Source organism: Paenarthrobacter sp. AR 02 (assembly GCF_021538675.1).
Classification (GTDB): Bacteria; Actinomycetota; Actinomycetes; order Actinomycetales; family Micrococcaceae; genus Arthrobacter.
The window spans coordinates 44,370-71,092 of record NZ_JAJUKH010000001.1 but is presented as its reverse complement, the minus strand read 5'-3'; the positions used below and the strand labels follow the sequence as shown (position 1 = coordinate 71,092).

Annotated in this window: 28 protein-coding genes; 17 read left to right on the top strand and 11 right to left on the bottom strand. The window is 63.9% G+C overall.

The genetic code is table 11. The annotated features are described in order from the left end of the window. Positions 1-59 precede the first annotated feature (59 nt). Genes LRQ04_RS00375 through crcB form a run of 3 tightly spaced genes read left to right on the top strand, consistent with a single transcriptional unit; the run spans position 60 to position 1,376 of the window. Positions 60-584: a universal stress protein gene (locus tag LRQ04_RS00375; protein ID WP_235517013.1), complete on the top strand. Its 525-nt coding sequence runs from the start codon at positions 60-62 to the stop codon at positions 582-584. Continuing rightward, on the top strand, positions 571-1,014 hold the full coding sequence (locus LRQ04_RS00370; protein WP_235517011.1) for a CrcB family protein: 444 nt from the start codon (positions 571-573) through the stop codon (positions 1,012-1,014). The genes LRQ04_RS00375 and LRQ04_RS00370 overlap by 14 nt, the downstream gene beginning before the upstream one ends. Further along, a complete protein-coding gene (gene crcB / locus LRQ04_RS00365) occupies positions 1,011-1,376 on the top strand; it encodes a fluoride efflux transporter CrcB (protein ID WP_235517009.1) in 366 nt (121 codons plus the stop codon). Before LRQ04_RS00370 ends, crcB begins: the two co-directional genes overlap by 4 nt. Before the next feature lie 53 nt (positions 1,377-1,429). Here the strand turns inward: crcB and zapE are convergent, their stop codons facing one another. From zapE to LRQ04_RS00345, 4 genes are read right to left on the bottom strand one after another with little or no spacing between them, the layout of a single operon-like run. Then, positions 1,430-2,584, bottom strand: coding sequence for a cell division protein ZapE (gene zapE / locus LRQ04_RS00360; RefSeq protein WP_235517007.1), 1,155 nt, complete (start codon positions 2,582-2,584; stop codon positions 1,430-1,432). Further along, on the bottom strand, positions 2,575-3,570 hold the full coding sequence (gene corA, locus LRQ04_RS00355; RefSeq protein WP_235517006.1) for a magnesium/cobalt transporter CorA: 996 nt from the start codon (positions 3,568-3,570) through the stop codon (positions 2,575-2,577). The genes zapE and corA overlap by 10 nt, the downstream gene beginning before the upstream one ends. Before the next feature lie 10 nt (positions 3,571-3,580). After that, positions 3,581-4,006, bottom strand: a complete 426-nt coding sequence (locus LRQ04_RS00350; RefSeq protein ID WP_235517004.1) for a DUF1761 domain-containing protein — start codon at positions 4,004-4,006, stop codon at positions 3,581-3,583. 10 nt (positions 4,007-4,016) lie between these two features. After that, positions 4,017-4,523 carry an Lrp/AsnC family transcriptional regulator gene (locus LRQ04_RS00345; RefSeq protein ID WP_374111552.1) on the bottom strand — a complete coding sequence of 169 codons (507 nt, stop codon included), beginning with the start codon at positions 4,521-4,523 and terminating at the stop codon, positions 4,017-4,019. Between the two features lie 190 nt (positions 4,524-4,713). Here LRQ04_RS00345 and LRQ04_RS00340 point away from each other — a divergent pair, with 190 nt between their 5' ends. Continuing rightward, positions 4,714-5,949 (top strand): MFS transporter, encoded by a 1,236-nt coding sequence (locus tag LRQ04_RS00340; RefSeq protein ID WP_235517000.1) that lies wholly within the window; start codon positions 4,714-4,716, stop codon positions 5,947-5,949. Positions 5,950-5,959: 10 nt separating this feature from the next. Here LRQ04_RS00340 and LRQ04_RS00335 read toward each other — a convergent pair whose 3' ends face one another. Continuing rightward, on the bottom strand, positions 5,960-6,466 hold the full coding sequence (locus LRQ04_RS00335) for an Lrp/AsnC family transcriptional regulator (RefSeq protein ID WP_235516998.1): 507 nt from the start codon (positions 6,464-6,466) through the stop codon (positions 5,960-5,962). Positions 6,467-6,523: 57 nt separating this feature from the next. Beyond that, on the bottom strand, positions 6,524-7,732 hold the full coding sequence (locus LRQ04_RS00330) for an MFS transporter (RefSeq protein ID WP_255773817.1): 1,209 nt from the start codon (positions 7,730-7,732) through the stop codon (positions 6,524-6,526). A 119-nt stretch (positions 7,733-7,851) separates the two neighbouring features. Here LRQ04_RS00330 and LRQ04_RS00325 point away from each other — a divergent pair, with 119 nt between their 5' ends. After that, complete coding sequence (locus LRQ04_RS00325; RefSeq protein ID WP_235516994.1) at positions 7,852-8,826, top strand: LysR family transcriptional regulator; 975 nt, start codon at positions 7,852-7,854, stop codon at positions 8,824-8,826. Here LRQ04_RS00325 and LRQ04_RS00320 read toward each other — a convergent pair. Further along, positions 8,801-9,844 carry a nitronate monooxygenase gene (locus LRQ04_RS00320; RefSeq protein ID WP_235516993.1) on the bottom strand — a complete coding sequence of 348 codons (1,044 nt, stop codon included), beginning with the start codon at positions 9,842-9,844 and terminating at the stop codon, positions 8,801-8,803. The genes LRQ04_RS00325 and LRQ04_RS00320 overlap by 26 nt on opposite strands. Before the next feature lie 41 nt (positions 9,845-9,885). On the opposite strand from LRQ04_RS00320, the gene LRQ04_RS00315 reads away from it, so the two are divergent. After that, complete coding sequence (locus LRQ04_RS00315; protein WP_235516991.1) at positions 9,886-10,821, top strand: BadF/BadG/BcrA/BcrD ATPase family protein; 936 nt, start codon at positions 9,886-9,888, stop codon at positions 10,819-10,821. 2 nt (positions 10,822-10,823) lie between these two features. On the opposite strand, the gene LRQ04_RS00310 is transcribed toward LRQ04_RS00315, so the two are convergent. After that, complete coding sequence (locus tag LRQ04_RS00310) at positions 10,824-11,855, bottom strand: pirin family protein (RefSeq protein WP_235516989.1); 1,032 nt, start codon at positions 11,853-11,855, stop codon at positions 10,824-10,826. A 50-nt stretch (positions 11,856-11,905) separates the two neighbouring features. Between LRQ04_RS00310 and LRQ04_RS00305 the strand changes: the two genes are divergently transcribed. The 9 genes from LRQ04_RS00305 to LRQ04_RS00265 all read left to right on the top strand — a co-directional run bounded on the left by LRQ04_RS00305 (position 11,906) and on the right by LRQ04_RS00265 (position 21,500). Then, positions 11,906-13,702, top strand: coding sequence for a beta-galactosidase family protein (locus LRQ04_RS00305; protein WP_235516987.1), 1,797 nt, complete (start codon positions 11,906-11,908; stop codon positions 13,700-13,702). A gap of 35 nt (positions 13,703-13,737) precedes the next feature. After that, positions 13,738-14,190: an NUDIX hydrolase gene (locus tag LRQ04_RS00300; RefSeq protein ID WP_235516985.1), complete on the top strand. Its 453-nt coding sequence runs from the start codon at positions 13,738-13,740 to the stop codon at positions 14,188-14,190. 217 nt (positions 14,191-14,407) lie between these two features. Beyond that, positions 14,408-15,571, top strand: a complete 1,164-nt coding sequence (gene rsgA / locus LRQ04_RS00295; protein WP_235516983.1) for a ribosome small subunit-dependent GTPase A — start codon at positions 14,408-14,410, stop codon at positions 15,569-15,571. Between the two features lie 154 nt (positions 15,572-15,725). Then, positions 15,726-16,820, top strand: coding sequence for an ABC transporter ATP-binding protein (locus tag LRQ04_RS00290; protein ID WP_305082594.1), 1,095 nt, complete (start codon positions 15,726-15,728; stop codon positions 16,818-16,820). Further along, complete coding sequence (locus tag LRQ04_RS00285) at positions 16,820-17,560, top strand: ABC transporter permease (protein ID WP_235516979.1); 741 nt, start codon at positions 16,820-16,822, stop codon at positions 17,558-17,560. The genes LRQ04_RS00290 and LRQ04_RS00285 overlap by 1 nt, the downstream gene beginning before the upstream one ends. Next, a complete protein-coding gene (locus tag LRQ04_RS00280) occupies positions 17,557-18,300 on the top strand; it encodes an ABC transporter permease (RefSeq protein ID WP_235516977.1) in 744 nt (247 codons plus the stop codon). Before LRQ04_RS00285 ends, LRQ04_RS00280 begins: the two co-directional genes overlap by 4 nt. Further along, positions 18,297-19,253, top strand: a complete 957-nt coding sequence (locus tag LRQ04_RS00275; protein ID WP_235516976.1) for an ABC transporter substrate-binding protein — start codon at positions 18,297-18,299, stop codon at positions 19,251-19,253. Before LRQ04_RS00280 ends, LRQ04_RS00275 begins: the two co-directional genes overlap by 4 nt. A gap of 120 nt (positions 19,254-19,373) precedes the next feature. After that, positions 19,374-20,594, top strand: a complete 1,221-nt coding sequence (locus tag LRQ04_RS00270) for a pyridoxal phosphate-dependent aminotransferase (RefSeq protein ID WP_235516974.1) — start codon at positions 19,374-19,376, stop codon at positions 20,592-20,594. Positions 20,595-20,648: 54 nt separating this feature from the next. Then, positions 20,649-21,500: a polyphosphate kinase 2 family protein gene (locus tag LRQ04_RS00265; protein ID WP_235516972.1), complete on the top strand. Its 852-nt coding sequence runs from the start codon at positions 20,649-20,651 to the stop codon at positions 21,498-21,500. A gap of 14 nt (positions 21,501-21,514) precedes the next feature. Here LRQ04_RS00265 and LRQ04_RS00260 read toward each other — a convergent pair whose 3' ends face one another. Together LRQ04_RS00260 and xseA are read right to left on the bottom strand one after the other, a co-directional pair. Beyond that, positions 21,515-21,772, bottom strand: a complete 258-nt coding sequence (locus LRQ04_RS00260; RefSeq protein WP_235516969.1) for an exodeoxyribonuclease VII small subunit — start codon at positions 21,770-21,772, stop codon at positions 21,515-21,517. A 41-nt stretch (positions 21,773-21,813) separates the two neighbouring features. Further along, complete coding sequence (gene xseA, locus LRQ04_RS00255; RefSeq protein WP_235516967.1) at positions 21,814-23,091, bottom strand: exodeoxyribonuclease VII large subunit; 1,278 nt, start codon at positions 23,089-23,091, stop codon at positions 21,814-21,816. A gap of 248 nt (positions 23,092-23,339) precedes the next feature. On the opposite strand from xseA, the gene LRQ04_RS00250 reads away from it, so the two are divergent. Further along, positions 23,340-24,203: a hypothetical protein gene (locus LRQ04_RS00250; protein ID WP_235516966.1), complete on the top strand. Its 864-nt coding sequence runs from the start codon at positions 23,340-23,342 to the stop codon at positions 24,201-24,203. 24 nt (positions 24,204-24,227) lie between these two features. Next, a complete protein-coding gene (locus LRQ04_RS00245) occupies positions 24,228-25,313 on the top strand; it encodes a 4-hydroxy-3-methylbut-2-enyl diphosphate reductase (RefSeq protein ID WP_235516963.1) in 1,086 nt (361 codons plus the stop codon). 75 nt (positions 25,314-25,388) lie between these two features. Here LRQ04_RS00245 and LRQ04_RS00240 read toward each other — a convergent pair whose 3' ends face one another. Beyond that, positions 25,389-26,618 carry a DNA recombination protein RmuC gene (locus LRQ04_RS00240; protein WP_235516959.1) on the bottom strand — a complete coding sequence of 410 codons (1,230 nt, stop codon included), beginning with the start codon at positions 26,616-26,618 and terminating at the stop codon, positions 25,389-25,391. Between the last annotated feature and the right edge of the window lie 105 nt (positions 26,619-26,723).

The following is a 26,723-nucleotide window of genomic DNA, read 5'->3' as shown; positions in this document are numbered from 1 at the left end:
GAGTGCGGCACGGGCAAGGCGTTGCAGGTGCGCCCGGAAGCGCGTCTTAGACTTGCCGTGTGACTGACATCCCCGAACGCCTCCCGCCGCAGCCCGGCAGCCTGGCCGGCCCAATCCTGGTGGGCGTCATGCCCGGTCAGAACCCCGTCGTGGTTGAACACGCTGCCCGCATGGCGGCCCTCCTGAGACGGCCTCTGGTGTGCGCTTACGCTGACGCTACGGTCTATCCGGTTGATGGCACCGACGGGGGTCCCTGGGCGCCGATAGATCCTGACGGTGTTGATGAGGATTCAGAGCCTATTCCGCGCTTGCTGAAGGCATCGTTGACCGCCCAACTCGCTGGGGCGGGCGTCGAATGGTCTCTGGTGCCACTGGCTGGGGAGCCCGGACACGCGCTGGCTCGCGAAGCCCATGCACTGGACGCGTCCATGATCGTGGTGGGCACCCGGGACCATACGCTGGCGGCCGCACTTAAGGAAATGACCTCCGGATCCGTGGCCCGCCATCTCAGCCACCGTCAGGACCGTCCCGTGCTGGTTGTCCCCGTAAATCCCAGGGTCCCGGCCGACGATGACGACAACTGAGGCCAAGCGACCGGTCCACCTTCATTGGCCATTCATTGGAACGGTGGCTGGAGGTGGGGTCCTGGGAGCGCTCGCGCGCTACGGCCTTGGTTTGATCATTCCGGCGCCAGGGGGGTGGCCTCTTGCCACCCTGGTGATCAACCTGACCGGCGCTTTGGCGCTCGGTGCACTGCTCGAAGGATTGTCACGCAGGGGGCCCGACGCCGGAAGCCGCAGGGTCCTCAGGCTCGCCTTGGGAACGGGGTTCTTGGGCGCCTACACCACGTACAGCACCTTGGCAGTGGACGCTGTGCACTTGTTTGCAGCAGGAACGGCGCCCGCAGCTATGGGTTATCTTGCCGCCAGCCTCGTGGGCGGTGCTGCCGCTACCACGGCAGGTATCTGGTTGGGTTCGTGGCAGCACAGGCTCGTCAAAGGCCGGACGTCATGACAGTTGTCCTTCTGGCACTCGCAGGCGGACTGGGCGCGGCGGCCCGATTCGTCGTGGATGGACTCGTCCGTGCACGCTTCCGGACCGCGTTGCCGTGGGGCACCATTGTGATCAACGTTTCCGGTTCGTTGTTGCTGGGCTTCCTCGCCGGACTTGTCATGCGTGGGCAGGCACCCGAGTCGCTGCTGCTGATCGCCGGCACAGGCTTCCTGGGTGGTTACACCACATTCAGTACGGCCAGCCTGGAGACCATTCGCCTGGTCCAAAGCGGTCGAACGGGTTTGGCGCTGGTCAACGGGCTGGGAACACTGGCCGCCAGCGTTCTGGCCGCTGCAACCGGCGTGTGGATCGCTGTTCTTTAACCCCGCTGGCGGCGCCCTCCAGGCATCCGGACACCAGGACGGCCGCCGGAAGTTCAGCTTCCGGCGGACTCCTCGCGTTCGAGTGGTCTGCCTGATTCGCACCGGGCCAGCAGGGACAGGCGGCTCGCGATACGTGCCAGATCCACCGGCATAACGCTTCCGGAACCGGCGCCGTCCCAGTCCAGGGGACCCTTGCCTACCAGGAACAGTGTGATGTCCTGATCGTGGAGCACGTCCACCACGTTGCTGAACCGCTGCCAGGCGGGCGCCAGCGAAGGGTGGTTTCCTGCTGGTGAGGGAACATCGTCGATCACCCACGTGGCGTAGCTGTCAGCCAGGGCAAGGTAGTCCGCGGGCGACGTCAGCCCTCCGCACAGCTCGTCAAAGCCCACCCAGAGCAGATCCGGATCGGAATTCCTGACGACGATCGGATGCGTGGTGGGGGTCAAAACGCGGCTCTGGATCAGGGCAGGTGTGAAGAGGCCAAGGCGACCCAGTTGCGCGGGCGTCCCGGGCGTAATGATGCGGCCGGACCGGAACCCTTCCGAGGGGTTCGCGGGGGAGTCGGCGCCTGCAGGTATGCGCCGGAAATCCAAAGCGCCGGAGATCTCAACGACGTCCATCATGTCTTTGATGGCCTCGATGGTGGGCACGAAATGCTCGTGCCATAAGGGGTTGGGCAGGAGCTCGTCCGGAGCGTAGTTCGAGGTCACCACCAAGGGAATGCGTCGTTTGGCCGCATCCCGGAGCAGGCGGGCGATGAACATTCCGTCTCCGACGTCATGGACATGGAACTCGTCAAAAAAGAGCACATCGATGTCGGCCAGGAGCGCATCAACGGACTGCTGGATCATGGTTCCGTTACCCGCAGCAGGCCCATGCGTGCCTGCATGGAGCGAGCGGAAGAAATCGTGGAAATGCACTCGCCGCTTCCGAACGGGCAACCTGGCGTAGAAGCTGTCCATCAGCCAGGTCTTGCCGCGGCCCACAGGGCCGTGAAGGTAGAGGCTCCGTGGCACCTTTCGGGACAGCGCACGACGGCGGCCGGTCAGTTGGGCGCCAAAAGCCGCCAACCGCTCGGCTGCTTGGCGCTGGCTGTACTCGAGCTCGAAACCGGAGCGGCCGGCGTCGTCCGCTATGTCGTCAACCATGGCGAGGCGGGCGGAACGTACCGCCGGACCGATCCCCAGGGTTGGTGTCACAGCCATCCTTTGCGCTTGAAGATGAGGTACATAAGCAGGGCGGCGCCGAACATCAGGCCAATTGCCAGGGGATACCCGTACTCCCAGTGCAACTCAGGCATATTGTCGAAGTTCATTCCGTAGACGCCTGCCACGAAGGACGGGGCGAAGAGGATGGCCGCCCAGGAGGAGATCTTCTTGACCTGCTCGTTTTGTGCGGCACTGGCCTCGTTCTGGCGGTTCGCCGTGAGCGTTCCGTCCAGGGTGAGCGCGTTCTGGAGGATGTCCCGGAACGAATTCGCACGGGAAATGACCCGTTGTGCATGGTCCTCGACATCCCGCAGGGAACGCTGCAACTCGATGTCCACACCGTATTTTTCGAAGCCCCTTTTCAGGAGGTCCATCATTTCCGGGAGGGGATGGATGGCCCGCTGGAACTGGATAACTTCCCGCGAGAGTTCGTAGATCCGGCGCGATACCGAACTGTCGCCGCTGAAAAGTTGGTCTTCGATCTCGTCGATGTCGTTTTCCAGCCCGGCGATCACGGGCGCATAATCGTCCACCACCTGGTCCACGAGCGCATACAGCACGGCTTCCGGACCGTGCCGCAGCAGATCGGGGCGTTCTTCCAAACGCTTGCGGACGCGGGCCACTCCTCCCGTTTCAGCATGCCGGATGGTGACCACGAAGTTCGGGCCGGTGAAGACATGGAGTTCGCCGAATTCCACGGTCTCGGTCTCGTCCAGGTAGCGGGCGGGGCGCAGCACCGTGAACAGGCTGTGGTCGTAGCGCTCCAGCTTGGGCCTCTGATGCGCCGAGACAGCGTCTTCCACTGCCAGTTCGTGGAGGCCGAACTCAGCGGCAACCGCCGCCATTTCCTCCTGTGTTGGCCGGTACAAGCCGATCCAGGCCATGCCCCCGTGGACCGAAAGGGTTTCGAAAGTCTGCTCAAGGCTGCTGGGGGTGGCAGTGCGTACGCCGTCTACGTATACGGCATTGTCGATGATGGTCACTGGTTGAACGCTACTGCATGGCCCCGATGATGGCCCCGGCGACAGTCATGGCCACCAGGTCGTGGCCCGAATCGATCAACGTCACTGCCGTGGGGCGTCCTGCGAATCCGTTATGGATAACGTGCCCGCCGGAGCGGAAAACCAAGGCAATGACCAGGGCGAAGAAGCCACCTGCAAGGAATGTGTTCAGTCCCAGCGCGCTGATGAGGATGGCCAGCAGGATGCTGGTGACGGCTGCTGCAACCATCATGGGGACCCAGATGCCGGCGCCGCCCTCAATGTTCTTGAGATCGTCTTCGGTCTTGCCAATTGCCTGCATCCACCGTCCTCCAAGAACGGCTGGCATGTACCAGACAAAGCCGATCACCATGCTTGAAACGAATGCCAAAAGCACGGCGAGCCAATTGATCTGGGAGATGTGTGAGAGCCAATCCATGCAAGAAATCCTAGTCGGCCCGGGCCGCCGCTCCGGGGCTCTGCCCTTCGGACTTGCCGCGTGTTGGAGCTGCAGCCATCCTTCCGATCAGTGGCTCGGTCCGGTAGGGAATATGCGTGTGCAGCGCCAGAACCGTTTCGGTCCTGATCACTCCCTTGGTGCGAAGGACGGCGCGCAGGGCGGATTGGAGGTTGTGGGTGTCCGTCGCAACCACCCTGCACCAGAGATCACCGCGGCCGGAGATTTCGTGGACTTCGAGCACCTGCGGTATCAGGCGCAACGCCCCGATGACGCCGTCCAGTTCACGGTGGGTGACTTCGATCGTGACGAAAGCGACGACGTCGTACCCCACCTTTTCGAGGTCCACTTCTCGGCCTGCTGCCTGCAGGACTCCGGAGCGTAGAAGCCGCTTGATTCGGCTCTGCGCAGTATTGCGGGCTATGCCCAGCGCTTCGCTCAGTTCGGCGACCTGGATGCGGGGGTCCCGGATGAGTTCCAGCAGGATTTTCAGGTCCATGGGGTCAAGACTGTTCAAATGGTCACTCCAGCTCACTCTGACGGCTACACTTTGAGCCTTTTGATCAATTCTTGTACTTGTTCGCTTCTTTGAGCGCAGCTCTATTGCATTCTATTGCCATCACTGTTCAGTCGTGCTGGTTCTCCCACAAGGACGCCCCGGCCCGGCCACCGAGCCCGAAGGCATGGAAATGACTGTCTTGAGCGAACTCCGCATGCGTCCGGCCACCGCCGCACGCTGGGGATGGGATGCCTCCACCACCGCCCGGCTGGTCCTTGCCGGGGTTGTGATCTTCACACTGCTGGTTGGCGCCAACCTCGCCACGCCCTTGTACCCGTTGCTTCAGGCCAGGATCGGGCTGTCCTCCCTTGACGTGACCATCGCCTTCTCAAGCTACGTCCTGGCGTTGGTTGCGGTGCTTATGGTGGCCGGTCATTGGTCCGACCACATCGGGCGGCGTGCTGCGCTGGTCCTGGCTGTGTTGGTGGGTTTGGTGGGCGGCATGATCTTCGCCAACGCAGACAGCCTGGTGACGTTGTCCATGGGCCGGGCACTCCAGGGCGTGGCCGTGGGTCTGGCCACCGGTGCGAGCTCCGCTGCACTCCGGGAATTGCTGCCCCAAAGGCCGGACTGGGCTTCACGTTTCACTCTGCTCTCCTCGGCCGGCGGCGTAGCGGCAGGCCCGGCAATCGGCGGCCTGTTGTCGCTCCTGCCGGACCCCACACGTACGCCCTACTACGTTCACTCCGCAGTGCTGCTGGCCGCCCTCATACCGCTGTGGTTACTCAAAGCCCGGCCGGCCATTGCGCCTGCGGAAGGCCCCAGGCCATTGAAGGTCCTGGCCCCCAGGAAGCCGTCCATTTCCAAGGACGCGCGCGGTGCCTTCTGGATGGCAGCGGCCACCGGATTCCTGAGCTTTGCGGTGTTCGGCTTTTGCTTGTCCCTGGCGCCGGGATATTTCGCCACGGTGGTGCACGCCGATTCGCGGCCGTTGATAGGAGCCCTGGCCGGTGTCACCCTGGGAGCTTCGGCCCTGAGCCAACTCCTGGGGACCCGTGGACGATTCGTGGTCCCCGTTGCGTTGGCCATCCTGGGTGTCTCCGTGGTCCTGGTGGGAGCAGCGGCTGCGTGGTCGAGTCCATGGCTTCTTGTGGCCGCAAGCGTTACGGCCGGAGCGGGCCAAGGCATTGCTTTCCGCCAGGTCTTCAACGAGGTGGCCGGAAAAGTCGAAGCGGCACGTCATGCACAGGTCATCAGCACGGTCTACGTGATCACGTACTTGGGCAGCGCCGTTCCGGTGATTGGGCTGGGACTGGCCGTCTCCCCACTCGGGCTGCAGGCCGCCGTCGTGGGTTTCACGGTCCTCTGCGGAGTGGCGGCATTGGCCTTGGCGGCGGTGTCTCTCCGGAGCGCCCTGCGGGCCTGACAGTTCGCAGCTATTCCGGGAGCGGTCCGCGGTTTCCCGGAATGTGCTGGAACACCATGGTGGTTTCGGTGTGTCCCACCACGGGGTCGGTGGCGAGATTATCCAGGAGCCAATTGCGGAGATCATCGGTGTTGGCCACTGCGATATGCAGGAGGTAGTCCACCGATCCAGTGGTGTGGAACGTGGAGATGACCGCGGGAAGCTTGGGAACGCGTGCCGTGAAACGGTCGATTTGGTCGCGGTCGTGGGCGCGGAGCCGGACAGCAATCAGCGCCTGGACGGAGCGGCCGATGGCCGGCAAGCTCAGGACCGCCTCGAAGCCTTCGATGATGCCCCGCTCCGACAGTGCCCGCGTCCGCATCAAAGCCGTGGACGGGGCGATTCCGACGAGCTCGGCCAATTGCTTGTTGGAGATCCGCGCATCATCCACCAACGCCGCCAGGATACGTTCGTCGATCGAGTCCAAGGGCTCAGTGCTGGCCGTGGTTGACCGAACATTCTTCGTGGGGTTGCTCACGGATCCTCCTGAAATTGCCTGTCATCCATCCTAGACCGTGAAATCTTCAGCTGACTATCAGGCGGCGGACCTCCGGCGGTGTACCGCCAAGGTGACAACCGCCGTCGTGCATGAAAGTGCCATGACGCTCCACGCCAAAGCGGGCCACCCGTAGGCCTGAAAGGCCAGGCCGCCCGCCCAGCCGATGATGCTCGAGCCCAGGTAGTAGGAGAGGTTGTACAGGGATGCGGCCTGGGCGCGGCCCGTGGTGGCGATGGCGCCGGTCCATCCGGAGCCGACGCTGTGCGCCGCGAAGAAGCCTCCCGTGAAGACAACCAGGCCGGCCAGCGTGGCTGCGACATTCTCTGCCAGGGTCAGGGCCAGGCCTGCGGACATCACGGCGATCCCGGCCAGAAGGACGTTGCGCCTGCCGAACCTGGTGGTCAGGCCCGCGGCCCATCGTGAACTGACGGTGCCTGCGAGGTAAGCCAGGAAGATGAGGCTCACCACGGTGGTCGGGAGGCCAAATGGTTCAGCGTGGAGGCGGAATCCCAGGTAGTTGTAGACGGCCACGAATCCGCCCATCAGCAAGAAGGCCTGCAAATACAGCGCCAGGAGTTTGGGATTGCGGGAATGTCCGCCCAAGGTCCTGACCGCTCCCCGGAATCCCATGGCTGGAGAGGGGCTGAACCGGCGTTGCCTGGGGACGAGTACCAGGAAAAGCACGGCTGAGACGGTGGCGAGCAGGGAGACGGCCAAGGCCGCGGCGCGCCAGCCCCACAATTCGCCGACAGGACCAGCAACCAGCCGGCCGGCGAGCCCACCCAGGGTGGTTCCCGCGACGTAGCTGCCCGCTGCGAGGGCGGTATGGATCTTGGTGACTTCCTCGTTGAGGTAGGCGATGGCGATGGCCGGAATGCCGCCCAAGGCCATGCCCTCCAGCGTCCGGAGACCCAACAGCAGGGGGAGGGTCGGTGCAAGCGGAACCATCAACCCGAGCAGGGTGGCTGCGGCGATGCCGATGGCCATGGCCCGTACCCGGCCGATCCGGTCTGCCACAAACGACCACGGCAAAACCGTGGCGGCCAGTCCTACGGTTGCCAGGGAGATGCTTAGCGCCGCCTCAGCCGCTGTGATGTGGAGGTCGCTTGCCATGAGCGGCAGGACGGCCTGCGTGGAGTAGAGCTGGGCGAAGGTGGCCACCCCGGCAAGGGCCAACGCGGCCAAAACGCGACGGTATCCGGAGGACCCTTTGGCATGCCCCTCCCACGATTGCGTGTTTTCCATGGCCGTCGTTTTACTCACCGGGCAACAGTAGGCTTCAGGCATCTTCATGATCCAATGCATAGGTTAGCTATGATTCATGCAACACAGCATGAGTGCTTTTGCCCAGCTCAAGGACCGTCATGGAACCCGATCACCATCAGCTCATCCAGCTTCTCCCGCTCCTGCCTGTCCTCGCGCAGCTGGGCCGCACCGAGCACATGACCGAGACAGCCGAGTTGCTTGGGGTGCCGCAGTCCACGGTTAGCCGGGCCGTGTCAAGGGCCAGCGCGATTGTCGGCATGGATTTGCTGATCCGGGACGGCAGGGGCATCCGCCTCACTCCCGCAGCCAGGACCTTATTGCCCTACATCGAAGATGCCCTGGAGGACTTCCAAGCCGGACTGGACCGGGTGAGGCACGAGTCCGACGTCGTGCGGGGACGCATTGGCGTCTCCTTCCAACACACGTTCGGGGAAGCTACCCTGCCACTGCTCATCAGCGCCTTCCGCGGGCGCCATCCCCAGGCCGTCTTCGAACTCAGGCAGGGTCCACGGGACGACTGCCTGCAGGAACTCGCAGCGGGGGAAACCGACTTCGCGTTGATCGCCCCTATTGCGCCCGATGGCAAGGGCATCCGGTCCCTCCCGCTCTACCGTGAACCGCTGCGGGCTGTCCTGCACTACCGCCACCCGCTGGCAGGGCGGCCCAGCGTGCGCCTTTCCGAACTCCGGCACGAGCCCTACGTCACCCTGCCCACCGGTGTTGGGCTCAGGGCGCTGGGCGAGGAACTGTTCCGGGAGGCTGGCTTCCGCCCCCGGACCGCCTTCGAAGTCCAGGAATCCACTACCGCACGCGGACTGATTTCCGCAGGCCTGGGCTTCGGCATCCTCCCGCCTGCAGGGCCCGGCTCAGGAACCGGACAGTTCCTTCCGGAAGCTGAACTTGGACTCGTTGAAGTAGCCATCGAGTCCGGACTCGCTTTCAGGCAAATCGGCCTGGCATGGCGGGAACGGAGCTTTGAACCCGACGCCGTCCGGCTGTTCCGCGAAATGGTGGTTACCGAGGGCGGCGGCCTGCTGGCCGAACTTGTCAGAGCCCGTTCAGGAACTCCCTGACCACGTCCGTTGCCGAACCTGTGCGCGACTGCCGCCACCCGGTACCCGCCCACAGGTTCAGGCGGTGCGGATCCCCGACGGCCGACGAAGCCGCCCGAACGGGTGAGGTGAGGTGGTGAATGGCAGGGTAGCCCTCCGGCGCGTCAGCGTGATCGCGAACGAACTCATTGACCAGCGAACGCGCCGTGCGTCCCGTGAATGCCCGGGTCAAAGCCGTGGCCGTGAACGCCGGATCGCCCAAGGCATCTTTATGCACCTGCCTGGCGCCACTTTCGTCTGTCCGGACCAGGGCCGTGCCGATCTGCGCGGCTTCCGCCCCGGCCGCCAACACCTCGCGAAGCGTCGCGGCGTCCATGACCGCACCTGCCGCTATCAGCGGAAGTCCGACGGCGGCGCGTACCCGGGCGACCAGCTCCGCCGTCGTCCGGGCTTCCGGTGCATCGGCTGGTTCGTTGGCGTGCGGGAGGAACGCTGCGCTGTGGGCGCCAGCGGACCCGTGCTGCACCACGATGGCATCCGGGCCTTCTTCCGCGGCGGCGAGGGCCTCCCGGACGTTGGTCACGCTGGAGATGACCGTGGTGCCGGCCTTTTGCAGCGCACGAACAACCGCTTTTCCGGGCAGGCCAAAAGCAAAGCTCACCAGTTCCACCGGATCGGCAAGCAGGGCGTCGATCTTGTCCTGCCACGCGTCGTCGTCATCGAGGCGCAGCTCCGGCAGGGCCACACCATAGCGGGCGGCTTCGGGCTCCAGTTCGCGCCGGTATTCCTCGAGGCGTGCCACTGCTTCGGCATTGGGTGGGAGCTGGTCCGGGTTGGGTACAAAAACGTTCATGCCGAACCGGACGTTGAGATTCCGTGCCGCCGCGATCTCCCCGACCATGGACTCCGGGCTCTTGTAGCCGGCGGCAAGGAAACCGATGCCCCCGCCGTCGTGGACAGCCCGCAGCAGGGCCGGGGTTGATGTTCCGCCAGCCATGGGGGCTGCGATGAACGGGGTGCCGAACATTGATCCAGGCATGTGCGGTTCCTCCTCAGGACGCTCCAAGCTAGTCTTTCACGGTGAACAATCTTGACTCTTCCCAACATTCCCCTGCCCATGAGGACGTCCTGAGCGGCACCGTCATCGGGCTCGATATCGGTGGGACGAAAACCCGCGGCGTGCGGTTCGAGAACGGCATGCCTGTACGGGATGCGACTGCGGGCAGCTCGAATGTCCAGAACGTCACCCGCGAGCAGGCGGCAGCCAACCTCGCCGAACTCTTTGGCAGCATCGGCGGAGGGGTTGTCGAGGAGGTCTACGCAGGAGCGGGTGGCATAGACACGGACGAGGACGCCCAGGCGCTCGCAGACCTGATTGCTCCGCACGCACCCGGGGCCCGGATCACGGTGGTCCACGATTCGCGGCTGCTGTTGGCAGCCGGTGGTGCGAGCACTGGCGTGGCCGTCATCGCCGGCACCGGCTCTGCGGCATGGGGGAGGAACGACGCCGGCGAAGAGGCCCGGGCGGGTGGCTGGGGCTACCTCCTGGGCGACGAAGGCAGCGGGTACTGGCTGGGCCGCGAAGCCGTCCGCCACAGCCTCCGCCGGATGAACCAGGGCCTGGAGCCGGATAGGCTCAGCCGTGCCCTGTTGGAGTCCTGCGGAGTGGAGGAAACCGGTAAGTTGATCGCCCTCTTCCATTCGCCGGACACGGGACGCCGTTTTTGGGCGCAGCAGGCCCGCTTGGTGGTGGAAGCAGCCGACGCCGGTGACGGCGTCAGCCTGGCACTGGTGCAGCAGGCAGGTGCCGACCTCGCCGACCTCGCCGAACAAGCCATTCGCCAACTCGGCCTGGACGGGCCTGTGATCCTGGGCAGCGGACTGGGCATGAACGTTCCTAAGCTCCAGGATGCCTTCAAAGCCAGGTTGGCCGAAGCGGGAATTGTGGACGTCCGGATCCTGCAGCAGGATCCGGTGTTTGGGGTTCCCCGGCTTGTAGCCGAGCAGCGCGGCTAAACTCAGCCGCGGGTGCGTGGCCGGAGTTTGACTCCGGGAAGCGGGGGAGCCGGGATCCGTCCGGCTTCCGGGCCGGCGTCGGGCCCGTGGCCGTGGACGAAGCCAAAGCGCGAGGTGGCGGCAGCGTCGTCGTCGAGCAGCCCTTCGGCTTCCCATTCCTCGCGGGCCTTTTCCACTTCCTCATGTGTCCGCCCCACGAAGTTCCACCACATCAGCAGGTCTTCGCCGAACGGTTCGCCGCCAAGGAGCATGAAGCGGGTGTCGGGCTGGGCATCCACGGACAGGGTGGTCCGGCCGGCACCGAGGTAGGCCAGGGGGCCTGCTCCGATGTCTTGTCCGTCGATCACCACGCCGCCATCCAACACGAGCACTGCGTGTTCAAAGTCGGGGCGGAGTGGCAGCTCAAGACGTCCTGTGCCAACGATGTCGGCACCGACGATATGGCTGAACATGGTAGCGGGGGAACGCTGTCCGGCGAACTCTCCCACCATGACGGTCGCGGTGTAGCCAGGTCCGGAAGCTACCGGAAGATCACGGACCTGCTCGAAGGATGGTGCCCGGTGGCGGTGCTCGTCAGGAAGGGCAACCCAGAGTTGCAGCCCCCGGGACATGGGGATCTCGGCCACCAGGGAGCTTGGACCTGAATCCGTGTTTGCGGGGAGGACGGAGAATTCCGAGTGCGAAATACCGTGGCCCGCTGTCATGATGTTCAGCTCGCCCGGACGCACCACCACGTCGCTGCCGACACTGTCGCGGTGCCGGACGGCACCTTCCAGTGGCCAGGTGACGGTTTGGAGTCCGCAGTGCGGGTGGGGAAGCACGCTCATGGCCACCCGGTCGGGCCCGAAGCTGTCCAGGAAGCACCAGGCTCCGACAGTTGGCAGCCCGCGCTGGGGCAGGGTGCGCATGACATTCATGGCGCGGACGCCACCCAGGGGAACTTCCCGCTCGGGCCACAGCTGAACGCATGGACCTTGCCCCTCTGGTGCAGCGGGGCAAACTTCCTGTGCCGGGGAAGTATCAAGATTGGTCATGTGTTCATCACCTGTGCATAAATGTTGGAAATTGAGCTAATCTGTTCCACGTGAACAACGCCCTCTTGAGCTACCACGACGCTGTCCTTTACCGTTCGGGTGAACCGTACCGCATCCTCGCCGGAGCCATCCACTACTTCCGGGTCCACCCTGAGCTGTGGCAGGACCGGCTGCGTCGGCTCAAGGCCATGGGCGCCAACACGGTGGACACCTATGTCGCGTGGAACTTCCACCAGCCCCGGCAGGATCAGGCCCCGGACTTCACCGGCTGGCGTGACCTGGGGCGGTTCATCGACCTCGCTGCCGAGGAGGGCCTGGACGTGATTGTCCGCCCGGGCCCCTATATTTGCGCGGAATGGGACAACGGCGGCTTTCCTGCCTGGTTGACCGGCACGCCCGGCATCGGCCTCCGGTGCATGGATCCGGTCTTCACCGCAGCAATCGGGGAATGGTTCGACCACCTCCTCCCCATCATCACTCCGCGCCAGGCATCCGCGGGAGGTCCGGTGGTGGCCGTGCAGATCGAGAACGAGTACGGCAGCTACGGCGACGACCACGAGTACATCCGCTGGAACCGGCGCGTCCTCGAGGAGCGCGGAATCACGGAGCTGCTTTTCACCGCCGACGGCGGCACTGACTACTTCCTCGACGGCGGCTCAGTGGAGGGAACCTGGGCGACGGCGACGCTGGGGAGCCGGGGTGACGAAGCGGTGGCAACCTGGCAGCGCCGCAGGCCCGATGAGCCGTTCTTCAACGTCGAATTCTGGGGCGGCTGGTTCGATCACTGGGGTGAACACCACCACCGCAGGGATGCCCGGGATTCAGCGTTGGAAGCCCGGAAGATGCTCGACCTTGGCGGCTCGCTCTGCGTCTACATGGCCCATGGTGGGACCAACTTCGGCCTATGGTCCGGCAGCAACCACGACGGCACCATGCTGCAGCCGACAGTCACCAGCTACGACTCAGATGCACCCATCGCCGAAAACGGTGTCTTGACCGCCAAGTTCCACGCTTTCCGCACTGAGTTTCACCGCGCCCAAGGCATTGAGGACCCGCCGGAGATCCCCGAAGAACTGCTCGCCGAAGCTCCGGTGATCCCCGCACGCTCGTTGGCCTTATCGGACGCGCCGGACCTGTTGGAGTTGCTCCGGACGGCCGGTAAGCGCACCAGCAGCGTCAAGCCCCTCAGCTTCGAGCAATTGGGGCTCGACGCCGGAATGGTCCTCTACGCTTCCGAAGCTATCCTTCCCGGACGTGCAGATGCCCCCGCAGAGAGCCGCCTGAAGATTTCGGGCCTGAACGATCGCGCGTATGTGTGGGTCGACGGCGACTTCGCCGGGACCCTCGATGATGTCACTGGTGCTGAAGGGTTGGTTGTCACCGGGCGCGGTGTCCCAGCCAAGCTCGAGATCCTCGTGGAGAACCTTGGCCGCATCAACTATGGCCCCCTGACCGGACACGGGAAAGGCATCCTGGGTGGCGTGCTGATCAACCAGCGCTACACCTTCCACTGGACGCAGACGCCCATTGCGCTGGCGGAGTGGAAGGAAGAAGACCTGGAGGGCCTGGCCGGGGCCGACTTCGACGTAGCGGAGCCCGCCGATACCTATATTGCGCTGCCCGATTCCGGCAAAGGCTTCGTCTGGCTCAATGGCTTCCTGCTCGGACGGTATTGGGAGAAAGGCCCTCAACGAACCCTTTACGCCCCGGCCCCTTTGATCAAAGCCGGCCGCAACACGATCAAGGTCCTTGAACTGGGCACGGCGGGGACCGTCGTCGAACTTCGCGAAAAGCCTGACCTCGGGCCTGAAGAAGCCGGGCCTATTTCCGCTGCGGAGCTTTCCTAGCAGGAAGACTCCGGAGCGGCACATATGCTGGCACCATGAGCCTGCAGTTCGATACCCGTCCAGCCGCCTACGCCGTGATCGTCAGGGATGGACGAATCCTGCTTGCCTACTGGAAACAGGACGACAAGGAAGGCTGGACACTTCCCGGCGGGGGACTGGACTTTGCGGAACATCCGGTGGATGGATGCCGGCGGGAAGTCTTCGAAGAAACCGGCTACGAGGCGAAGATCGAACGGATGCTGGGCGTGGACGTGGGCCACTGGCAGGATGACGTCCGGCCCGATGGGACCGTGACGGACTTCGAGGCACTCCGCCTGGTCTATGAAGCCACCGTTGTGGGCGGCGAGCTCACCCACGAGGTGGACGGAAGCACCACACATGCGGCCTGGATCCCCTTGGAAGACGTCGGGAAGCTGAACAGGGTCTCGCTGGTGGACACAGCCCTGCGCCTGCACCGTGAGCGACCCGAGAACGGGAAGCTCAGCTAGCAAGCAGGCCTAGCCAAAAGCGGAGGCTGTTGGCTACGCTGAACATCGTTGCCGGTTTTCAGTAGCCGGTCCCAGATGCCGAGGAGGTGGATTTTGATGATTGCCATAATCTTGCGCGCCCCGCACACAGTTGCGGCGCACCGTCATCACCCCACCATTCCTGTCCCGGCATCAGCCTGCCAAAACTAGGGCAGCCGGGCCTCAGCAGAGGTTTCCATTGAACACTTTCGCTTCTTCAAGCAACCCTTCAAACAGTTCTGCCCAGCAACTCCGCGGGCCGATCGACTATGGCTATACCACCAGGACTGCGGAACTCTTCCGCGCAAACACGGCTCCTGATGCGCGGGCCACGCCCGGCCGCGTAGTTCGTCTCGACCGGAACCGCGTCCTCGTGGCATCACATGACGGTCTCCTCCACCTGCCCTACCCGGCGCACGGCGTGGTTCCAGCCACGGGGGACTGGGTGTGGCTTGGCCACAACAACGCAGGCGAGCCAGCCGTCGTCGAGGTCCTGCCCCGGCAATCGGCACTGAGCCGCAAGCGCGCCTTCGAGGCCTCCTCCGAGGAGCAGATCCTGGGGTCCAACATCGACATCGTGGCAGTGGTGGTTCCCGTGGACCGTCCGCTTACTCACAACCGCCTGGAACGGACCCTTGTTGCCGCCTGGGACTCCGGCGCCACGCCGCTGGTGGTCATCACCAAAGCGGACCTTGCCTACCTGGCAGATGACGTAGTGGGGGAGGTGATCCTCCAGGCCGCCGGTGTGGAGGTGGTCACCACCTCCGCCGAACAGGGCGACGGTCTGGACGAACTGATGCGGCACATCCCGGGGGGCGCAACGCTGGTCCTGCTCGGCCCCTCCGGCGCCGGTAAATCCACCCTCATCAATGCACTCGCCGGACGGGAGGTCCAGCAGACCGGAGCCGTCCGGGCAGGAGACGGCAAAGGAAAACACACCACAACGTCCCGGGAGTTGGTGCCATTGGCCGGTGGCGCCGTGCTGATGGACACCCCGGGCGTGCGCGGTTTCGGGCTGTTCGACGCTGATGACGGCATGGACGAGATGTTCGGGGACCTTGACGAGCTCTTCGCTCAGTGCCGTTTCGCCGACTGCGCCCACCAGGCAGAGCCCGGGTGCGCCGTCCAGGAGGCGCTCGCAGACGAGTCCCTCGACCCCAGGCGTTGGGCCAGCTACCTGAAACTTCAGCGCGAACTGGCCGCCCTCACCAGGAAACACGACGCAGCAGCACGCCGTGCCTACCAGCGGGAATGGCATCAAAAGGTCATGACTGCGGAAAGGGGTCAGCGTGCCGCTGAGCGCCACAGGCACGACCAAGCTGAAGAACGCGCAGCGAAGGGAGGCAAACGGCGCAAACGGTGAACATTGCCGATTCATTACGGAATCCGTGGCGGCGCTGACATCGTCCGTGCCGCTGGCTACGCTGGGTGAAGATTGCTTTGCAGCCGAGTAATAAGCCTGCATATGATCGTTTGGCTCTACCGATAATGTCCGCCAAAGATAGGTAAGCCCGGGTATGGCTGAAGCCATGATTGAGTTTAAGAGCGTCACCAAGCAATACCAAGGCGGGCAGCCTGCGGTGGACGCTCTGAGTATGTCGATCGACGAAGGTTCGATTACCGTCTTCGTCGGGCCTTCGGGCTGCGGTAAAACCACCTCGCTGCGCATGATCAACCGGATGGTGGAACCCACCAGCGGCACCATCACGGTGGGCGGCGACGACGTCTCCCGGGTTCCCGCAGCACAGCTCCGCCGCTCCATGGGGTACGTCATGCAGTCCTCCGGATTGCTGCCGCACCGCTCAGTACTGGATAACATCGCCACCGTTCCGCGGCTCAACGGAGTTCCCAAGGCGGCGGCGCGGAAACGCGCAGCGGAACTGCTCGACGTCGTCGGGCTGGCTTCGGTGCTTGGCAAGCGGTATCCGTCCCAGCTCTCAGGGGGTCAGCAGCAGCGCGTCGGGGTGGCCCGGGCGCTCGCTGCCGACCCGCCCGTCCTGTTGATGGACGAACCCTTCAGTGCGGTAGATCCCGTGGTCCGCGACGAACTGCAGCAGGAATTGCTGCGGCTCCAGCGGGAACTGGCCAAAACCATCGTCTTCGTTACCCACGACATCGATGAAGCCACCGTGCTCGGCGATAAGGTCGCTGTGTTCGCTGTCGGCGGCAAGCTCGCCCAGTACGCAGCTCCAGAGGAAATCCTCCGGGCGCCGGCCAACGACTTCGTTGCCTCCTTCGTTGGCCGTGACCGCGGTTTCCGCCACCTTGCCTTCAACGCCGCCGATGCCGTGACGTTGCACCCCGTAACCATGGTCAGTCCCTCCGATGGCCCCGATGCGGGCCGGCAATCCGGGGAATGGGCTTTGGTGGTGGACGCAGAATCGCGGCCGCTTGGCTGGTCCTCTCCGCGCGACGGGGCAGGCCTGATTCCGGGCGGTTCGCTGTTCCGCAAGGGCGACACCCTGCGCCGCGCGCTCGATGCTGCGTTGTCGTCGCCGTCGGGCCTGGGCGTCGCGGTGGACGACGACGGCCGGGTGGCCGGAGTCCTGAAGGGGCCGGAAGTCCTTGCCCTGATCGAGGAAGTCCGGCATCACAGGGAGGACGCCACCTGATGGAGTGGTTCCTCGCCAACAGCGGCATGGTCCTGGGACTGGCCGGGCAGCATCTGGTGCTCGCCATTGTTCCGATGATCCTTGGCCTGCTGATTTCGATTCCCTTGGCCCAGCTGGCCCGGCGCAATTCTGCACTACGGTCGGTGGTAGCCACGGCGACGTCGCTGCTCTACACGATTCCGTCCCTGGCCCTCTTCATCATTCTTCCCACCGTCCTTGGCACACGGATCCTGGACCCCATCAACGTGGTGGTTGCGCTGACCATCTATGCAGTTGCCCTTCTGGTGCGAGCCGCCATGGATGCCTTCGACTCCGTTGACGATGACCTCCGCAATGCAGCCGTGGCCATGGGCTTCAAACCGCTGCCCAGGTTCTTCCAGGTGGACCTTCCGCTGTCCCTGCCCGTGATGTTCGCGGGCCTTCGCGTGGTTTCGGTCAGCAATATTTCGTTGGTCAGCGTCGCAGCGCTCCTCGGTGTGGGGAATCTTGGAGTCCTGTTCACAGACGGCCTCCAGCGCACCTTCGTCACCGAAGTGGTGGTGGGTATTATCGCCATCCTGGTGCTTGCGCTGATCATGGACGCCATCCTGGTTATCCTCGAGCGGATGCTGACCCCGTGGACCCGGGCAGTTGGCGGGAAGTCCCAACGCCAGGACGCCAACGCGCTGCTGACTGAGCCAAAGTCCGGACCCGCCGTTCCGCACACGGGCATGCGCGCGGACCCGGAGGTGTCGTCGTGAACATCTTCGCGGAGACCATCGCGTGGTTGATCGATCCCATCCACTGGAGGGGAAGCGGCGGGATCCCAACCCGAACCTTCGAACACCTCCAATACAGTGCTTTGGTGCTCCTCATTGCTGCGGTCATTGCCGTGCCCATCGGGCTGTACATCGGCCATACTGGCCGTGGGCGGGTAGTTGCCGTAGCGGTGGCCGGTGCGCTGCGTGCCCTGCCAACGCTCGGTTTGCTGGTCCTGTTCGCCCTGCTCGCCGGAAGTGGTTTGATGCCACCGGTCTGGGCCCTGGTGATCCTGACGGTCCCCCCGCTTCTCGCAGGGACCTATGCCGGGATCTCCAGTGTCGACGCCGTGGTGGTGGACGCCGCCCGGGCCATGGGAATGACGGAACTCCAGATCCTCTTCCGGGTGGAACTTCCCAACGGCTTGCAAGTCATGTTCGGTGGCATCCGTACCGCGGTCCTGCAGGTCATAGCCACAGTCTCGGTGGTGGCCTACCTGCCCTTGGGCGGACTGGGACGCTACCTGTTCGACGGGCTCGTCCTCCAGGATTTCCCGCGCATGCTTGGCGGTTCCCTGCTCATCGCCGGGCTCGCCATCGCCGTGGATTTGATTCTTGCTGGCGTACAGAGGCTTGTCCTGTCGCCCGGCCTGACCCTCGATTCAAGCGGCCGCCAGAAGGCGACCGACGATCTCACAGCCACAGCTCCCGCCGAGGCTGCCGTTCAAGGAGGTACACCATGAAAAACCCCGTCCCCATGACCCTTACGCGCCGTGGTCTCGGCGGCCTCGCAGCCGGCCTGGGTGTAGCCCTCGCGTTGAGCGCCTGTGGCGGCAGTCCGCTGGCCTCTCCATCCACCTCGGCCCCCAGTGGCTCGGCCGCCGGCGGCTCGCTGGTGGTCGGCTCCGCCGACTTCCCGGAAAGCCAGGTCATCGCCGAGATCTATGTGGGTGCCCTGAATGCCGCCGGCCTGACGGCAACGTCCAAGCCGAACATTGGATCGCGCGAGATCTACTTCAAGGCCGTCCAGGATGGCTCCGTAGACCTGGTCCCGGACTACTCGGGCAACCTGCTGTCCTACGTTGATACCGAGGCCTCCGAAGTCTCAGCTGAGGACGTCTACAAGGCACTTTCGGGCAAGCTCCCTGACGGCCTGGCCGTCGCGGAAGCCTCCAAGGCCGAGGACAAGGACGCCATGGTGGTTACAAAAGCCACGGCTGAGAAGTACAAGTTGAAGTCCATCGAGGACCTGGCGAAGGTCTGCAAGGACTTCACCATGGCTGCTCCGGCCACGTTCGAGACCCGTTCCTACGGCTTCCCGGGGCTGAAGAAGAACTACAACTGCGAGCTCAAGGGGCTGCAGCCGTTCAACGACGGGGGTGGCAACCTGACGCTGCAGGCATTGTTGGAGGACAAGGTCCAGGTGGCTGACATCTACACCACCACCCCGTCCATCGTCGACAACGACCTCGTGGTCCTTGAGGATCCCAAGAACAACTTCAAGGCCCAGCAGGTCCTGCCGCTGTACAACAAGGCGAAGATGACGGACAAGGCCAAGGAAGCGCTCAACAACGTTTCCAAGACCCTGACCACGGACGACCTGATCAACCTCAACCGTGCAGTCAGTGGCGACCAGAAGCAGAGCCCCAAGGACGCCGCAGCCGCTTGGCTGAAGGACAAGGGCATCGTCAAGTAACACCTGACGGAAACCGCCTACGACGGCGGTGACGGACCCGCGCGGGCCCGTCACCGCCGTCGTCGTTTGTGTTAGTCAAGTCTCAGCGGAAGTCCATCACCCGTGTGGCATATTTGAGGAATGGCGAATTTCAAGCAGTCCACCAAGCTTCATAATGTCCTCTACGACATCCGTGGACCGATTCTTCAGGCCGCCCAGCAGATGGAGGCGGAGGGTCACCGGATCCTCAAACTGAACATCGGAAACCCGGCTCCTTTCGGCTTTGAAGCGCCTGACGCCATTTTGGTGGACATGATCCGCCACTTGCCAAACGCCCAGGGCTACAGCGATTCTCGGGGCATTTTCTCGGCCCGGACCGCAGTCTCGCAGTACTACCAGACCCGCGGAATCCAGAACATCCACGTCGACGATATCTACCTGGGCAACGGGGTCAGCGAACTGATCACCATGTCCCTCATGGCCCTCCTCGAAGACGGCGACGAGGTCCTGATTCCCACCCCGGACTACCCGCTGTGGACGGCATCGGTTGCTTTGGCCGGCGGCCGCCCCGTTCACTACCTCTGCGACGAAGACTCCGGTTGGCAGCCCGACCTCGAGGACCTCGAAGCCAAGATCACGCCCCGGACCAAGGGCATCGTGGTCATCAACCCCAACAACCCCACCGGCGCCGTCTACCCCGAGGAAACCCTCAAAAAAATTGTTGCCTTGGCCGAGAAGCACGGGCTGGTTCTTTTCTCGGATGAGATCTACGAAAAGATCCTTTACGAGGACGCAGTCCACGTCAATCTCGCCGGACTAACCGGAGACGACGTCCTCTGCCTGACGTTCAGCGGGCTGTCCAAGGCTTACCGGGTCTGTGGGTACCGTGCAGGCTGGATGGCTATTTCGGGGCCCAAGAAGGACGCCGCCGACTACCTTGAAGGCATCAACCTGTTGGCCAACATGCGCCTGTGTGCCAACGTTCCTGCGCAGCACGCCATCCAAACGGCTCTTGGCGGCTACCAGAGCATCAACGACCTCATCCTGCCCGGAGGCCGCCTGCTGGAACAACGCAACAAGGCCTACGATCTCCTAAACGCGATTCCCGGGGTCAGCACGCAGCAGGCCAGGGGAGCGCTCTACCTCTTCCCCAAGCTGGACCCGGAGGTCTACTACATCAGGGACGACGAGAAATTTGTCCTGGACCTCCTGAAGGAACAGAAAATCCTGGTCTCCCACGGGCGAGCCTTCAACTGGGTACGCCCGGACCACTTCCGGATGGTCACGCTGCCCAACGTCAAAGACATCGAAGAAGCGATTGGCCGCATGGCGGACTTCCTGTCGAGGTACCCGGGCAACTAGCCTGAGGTCCATGGCCGCGCCACGGGGGCGCGGCCCGGCAGAAAGGCACGCCTGATGGCTGAAGTTGAGTTCGCCAAGAGTCCGGCCAGCGTATTAAAGGTCGGGTCAGGGTTTTCGCTGGCGGAGGTGGATCCGGAATCCACCCCGGGCTACGACGGTGCGAAGTCCGACGGAAAGTCGCTGCTCTCTGCCCAGGATTCACGGTTGGCGGACTTACAGGAAAGGCTGTTCGCCGAGGGCAAGTTCGGCAGTAACAAGCGGCTTCTGCTGATTCTGCAGGCCATGGACACTGCAGGCAAAGGCGGCATTGTCAGCCACGTCGTGGGCTCCATGGATCCGCAGGGTGTGCAACTGGCAGCTTTCAAGGCACCCACGGACGAAGAGAAGGCCCACGATTTCCTCTGGCGGATCGAGAAGCGGGTGCCCGATGCCGGCATGGTGGGAGTTTTTGACCGTTCACACTACGAGGACGTCCTGATCCACCGCGTCCACGCGTGGGCGGACCCTGCTGAGCTGGAACGCCGGTACGCTGCCATCAACGCCTTCGAGGCAGGCCTGGCGGAGCAGGGCACCACGATCGTCAAGGTCATGCTCAACATCAGCAAGCAGGAACAGAAGAAGCGTCTCATTGCCCGGCTGGACGATCCCAGCAAGCACTGGAAATACAGCCACGGCGACCTGACGGAGCGCGCCTACTGGGACGACTATATGGACGCGTACAGCGTGGCGTTCCAGAAGACGTCGACGGACATTGCCCCGTGGCACGTCGTACCAGCCAACAAGAAGTGGTATGCCCGTATCGCGGTTCAGCAGTTGTTGTTGGATGCGCTCGAAGGGATGCAGCTGGACTGGCCAAAAGCCGACTTCGACGTCGCGGCTGAACGGAAGCTCGTCGAGGCATCCTGAGCCCTGCCGGACCGTTAGCCGGTAGTGGTGGAAGCCCCGGCGTCGTTGCTTGCATCGCGTGCCGAGGCCAAGCGCTTGCGGGCGCCCTCAAGCCAATCCTCGCAGCGCTTGGCCAACGCCTCGCCACGCTCCCAGAGCGCCAGTGATTCCTCGAGGCTGGCCCCGCCGGCTTCGAGGCGGCCAACAACGGCCACGAGCTGTTCCCGGGCTTCCTCGTAGCTCAAGGCGTCCAGGGAATCAGGTGCCGAAGCCGCTGAGTTGTTCTCGGTCATGATGTCCTTTGATTGTGATGCTGACAATGTTGGCTGTGGAATCAATGTTCCAGGATCTGTCCTTGGCCCTCGGAGACAGCCCGGAACCGACCCTCCGCTACACGTATCGCCAATTCCGCGCCTTTGGGAGCCTCCTCGGGGCTACTGACCACCTGATGCCCGGCTTGGTCGTCGCCGACGAGTTGGACAACCGCATAGCCGCGGTCCAGGGTCTTCTGCGGCGACAGGGCCCTGACCTGTGCCCGCAGGTGGTGCACCTGGTCCAAGGCGCGTACAACGGCTGTGTTGACCGCCGCATGTGAGCGCCGTTGCAGGCGGTGGATATCCTCGGCCCGGGCATCGACCATGGACGCGGGGGAGGCGAGGACCGGACGGGACCTCAAGGAGTGGAGCCGATCAGTTTCCCGATCCACCATCCGGCCAATGCTGCGGCGGAGGTGGTCCCGGGCCTGACGCACCATGGCCAGTTCCTCGGTGACATCCGGGACGATCCGCTTTGCAGCATCGGTGGGGGTGGAAGCGCGGAGGTCGGCGACGTCGTCCAGGATGGGGCGGTCTGCCTCGTGGCCAATGGCACTGACAACAGGGGTGGTAGCCGCGGACACGGCCCGAATCAGGTCCTCGTTGCTGAAAGGAAGCAGGTCCTCCAGCGCGCCGCCGCCTCGGGCCAGGACAATGACGTCCACGTGCGGGTCGGCGTCCAGCTTCTTCAGTGCAGCGATGATCTGTGACACCGCCGTGTTGCCTTGCACGGCTACCTCGCGAACATCGAATTCCACAGCTGGCCAGCGCAGGGCGGCGTTACGCAGTACGTCCTTCTTGGCGTCCGAGTCGCGGCCCGTGATGAGGCCGATGCGGTGGGGGAGCAAGGGCAGTTTCCGTTTGCGCGAATCAGCAAACAATCCTTCCGCGGCCAAAGCCTGGCGGAGGCGCTCAATCCGAGCCAGCAGGTCGCCGAGGCCAACGGGTCGGATGTCCTTGACCGACATGTTCAGGCGTCCGGTCTTGACCCAGAAATCCGCCTTGACTAAGGCAACTACCCGCGACCCGCGCTCCAGCGGTACTTTCTGCCGGTCCAGGACCGTGGACCACACCGAAGCCGGCAGCGAAATCTCGGCGTCGACATCACGCAGTGTCAGGAAGGCATTGCCACCCCGGCGGTTCAGCTCGATGACCTGGCCCTCGATCCAGGCTGCGGGAGCCCTCTCGATGTGGGCTTTGAGCTTGCGGGAAAGAAGCTGCAAGGGCCAGGGATTATCCGGACTGGTCTCGGCAGCAGTCCCGGGGAGGGTGGACTCCGGAGTCGCTTCAGCGGACATGGCAGGTCCGTGATTGGCCCGGAAGCCGTGGGTGTACCAGCATGATCACTATCCTCGCTCGGGGTGCGGCAACTTGCTCGGGTGCGGCAACTTGCTCGGGTGCGGCAACTCGCTCAGGTGCGGCAACCTGCTCGGGTGTGGCGCAGCGCCGCGTTCCAACTCTATCCATAGCTTTACCTGGTGGCTCCGACATTTTTCGGATCATGTGGACAGACCTAGGATGGTGGCACTGGACCCCGACCCCGAGGATGACTTTGCGTACCTTCGTTTCAGCATTGGGAGTGATCCTCGCACTGGTGCTCACTGCCGTCGCCGTTCCAGCCGCGTGGGTGGACCAAAACATTGTTCAGGAAGATGGCTTTACCCGCATCGCCGGTGGATTGGGCAGTGATCCCGATTTCCAGGCGCGTCTGGCGGACGCCGCCGTCGGCTCTTTCGAATCCTCAGTCAACCTCCCAGGGCCCATCAAATCCCTGGCCGCCGGGGTTCTTGAACAGGCGGCGTCCGGGATGCAGTCCTGGAGCGACTATCCGCAGGCTTGGGAAGAGACAGTGAGGAACAGCCACAAGCTGAACTTCGGTGCGGCTGGGCAGCCGGAAGAATCAGGTGCTTCCACGGCCCTGGTCTTGGACATTGGGCCCCTGGTCAGGCTGATCCGCGACCATTTCGCCGACGCTACGCGCGTCCGGCTCGACGTCCCCTCTGAACGGCTTATTTCGCTGGGCGAACCGTCCCACCGCCAACTGGTGGAAAGGGTGGCAGCCTTTGCTCCGTTATGGTGGGTTGCCGCCCTGGGAGCTCTCGTTTCGGCGTTGCTGGCTTTGCTTGTGGCACGCAGGAGGCCTGCGGTCCTGGCATTCCTGGGGCTGGGCGGCCTGGCCGTGGCGGGGCTCTGGTCGGTTGGATTGAATGTGTCTGAAGGAGTTGTTGGCAACCTCTCCAACGGCAACGAACTGGCAGGGCTGTTCATGGGGAAGTTCTTCACCGCCGTCCAGTCCGGTTTTGGTCCCTGGACAACGGTGGCTGCCCTGATCTCGGCCGCCTTGTTGGTCATCGGCTTGGTCGCCTGGATTATTTCCGCGAGACGACCATCACCTTATGCCCGGGGATAATGACCTGACCGGTAACATTGTGGGATGACCTCCACAGCAATTTCCATCCCGATGCCCAGCGTGCCCCGGAGACGGCGATCGCCGGAAGAGGTACTGGCAGCGGCACCCGTCACGGGTCCCAAGAAGGTGCTGTTGGCGGCACCCCGCGGTTATTGCGCCGGCGTGGACCGGGCTGTCATTGCGGTCGAAAAGGCCTTGGAGCACTACGGCCCGCCCGTCTACGTCCGCAAGCAGATCGTCCACAACGTACACGTGGTCAGCTCCTTGGAAGAACAAGGGGCCATCTTCGTCGAGGAAACGGACGAGGTTCCCGAAGGCGCCCTGGTGATCTTCTCCGCGCACGGAGTTTCACCGGCAGTGGTGCAGTCGGCAGAGGACCGCGGCTTGCGCACCATCGACGCGACGTGCCCGCTGGTCACCAAAGTCCACCGCGAAGCCGTGCGCTTTGCCAAGGACGACTACGACATCCTTCTCATTGGCCACGAAGGCCACGAGGAAGTCGAGGGCACAGCCGGCGAGGCCCCCGAGCACATCCAGATCATCAACGGTCCGCACGAGGTGGACAAGGTCACAGTGCGCGATCCCGAGAAGACCATCTGGCTTTCGCAGACCACGCTGAGCGTGGACGAAACCATGGAGACCGTGCGCCTCCTGAAGGACCGCTTCCCGACTCTGCAGGATCCTCCCAGCGACGACATCTGCTACGCCACCACCAACCGCCAGGTGGCCATCAAGAAGATCGCACCGCAGGCTGACCTGGTCATTGTGGTCGGCTCGGCCAACTCGTCGAACTCGGTGCGCCTGGTTGAGGTTGCCCTCGAGTACGGGGCCAAGAGCTCCTACCGCGTGGACTTCGCCAACGAGGTGGATGAAGCCTGGTTCGAAGGCGTCGCTACCGTTGGCGTCACCTCCGGTGCGTCCGTTCCTGAAGTCCTCGTCCAGGATGTCCTGCGCCTGCTGGCCGACTACGGCTATGGCGAGGTCCAGGAAGTCGTAACAGCGGAGGAAGATCTCCTCTTCTCGCTCCCCAAGGAGCTGCGGGCTACTTTGAAAAAGGCCGGGGATGTCTCCCGGGCCCTCGGTGGCCGCGGGAACCGGGCTACGTCCTAGCAATAAGCTCTTACTGAACTGGCCCGCAGTGGGCGCCCTTCCTGGTGGAAGTGGTCACCGCTGCGGGCCAATTCGTTAAGCCGCAGACTCCTGGGGCTCTTCGCTAAGAAGTTCCGGAGCGGCCAAAGCCCGCGGGACAGCTTCCACGGACATGGGGGCCGTGAGGCCAGCATCGTCCATGGTGTTCAGCTTCCGGGCGGTCGGGAGCACACGGGCTTCGAGGGTGCCCACCATGGCGTTGTACCGGTCCACTGAGGTCTTGAGGGAGCTTCCGAGCTTGCTGACGTTCTCACCCAGTGTGCCCATGCGCTCGTAGAGCTGCTTGGCGAGCTCGAACAGTTCGTGCGCGCTGTCCGTGAGGACGTCCTGCCGCCAGGTGAAAGCCACTGACTTCAGGACTGCCAACAACGTCCCCGGTGATGCCAGGACGACGTTCCGGGACAGGGCGTGTTCAAGCAGGCCGGGGTCGGCCTCAAGGGCAGAGGCAAGGATTGACTCAGCCGGGAGGAAGCAGATCACCAGTTCCGGCGAGTTCCCCGGGATGTCCCAGTACTTCTTTCCGGCCAAGGCGTCGATGTGGGCCTTCAGGGCCTTGGCGTGCTGGGCCAAAAGAGTCTTGGAGTCATGGACGGAAGCCTGCGTTACCGATTCACCGAATGCACCATCCCCGTGGAGCTGTTCCTGTGCCGCGAGGTAGGAGGCCAGCGGGACTTTGGCGTCAACCACCAATTGCTTATCTCCGGGCAACTGGACCACAAGGTCGGGTCGCAGGGTGTTCTCGGTGCGGCCAGAGTGGACCTGCTCATGGAAGTCCACGTGCCTGAGCATTCCGGATGCCTCAACCACACGGCGAAGCTGGACTTCGCCCCACTGGCCACGTGCGCTGTTGGAACGAAGGGCGGAGGCCAGGGCGTGGGTTGACCGGAGCAGTTGTTCGTCGGATAAACGGGCGTCCTGCAGTTGCTGGGCGAGCTGTCCGTACTGCTCAACCCGGTCACGTTCGAGCAGCGAAACCTGCTGCTGCACCGCCGTCAACTTTTCCGCGACGGGCGCCAAGGCGCGCAGGACACTTCCATCCGAGTTCCTTGCTGCGCTGAGTTCCCGGTTCTGTGTAAACAAAAGCCGCCGCTCGGCGTCGGCCGCTGCGAGCTGAGCCGTCACCTCCGAAAGGCGCGTCGATACGGCCTCGAAGTCCTCCTCCAGGCCGGCGCCCCGGCGTCGGAAGACGACGTAGCCGGCCGCCAGACCCACGGCCGCGCCGATCAGCAGCATGAGCAGTGCTAAAACGAATCCAAATCCATCCATGTGGCAACCCTGACACAGGGGTACGACAGTTTTAGTGAGGTTGCGGCCGTGGGGGTCGCCACAGCGTCGGGCCGAACAAGCATGGACAAGGTATCAACGGGTAGA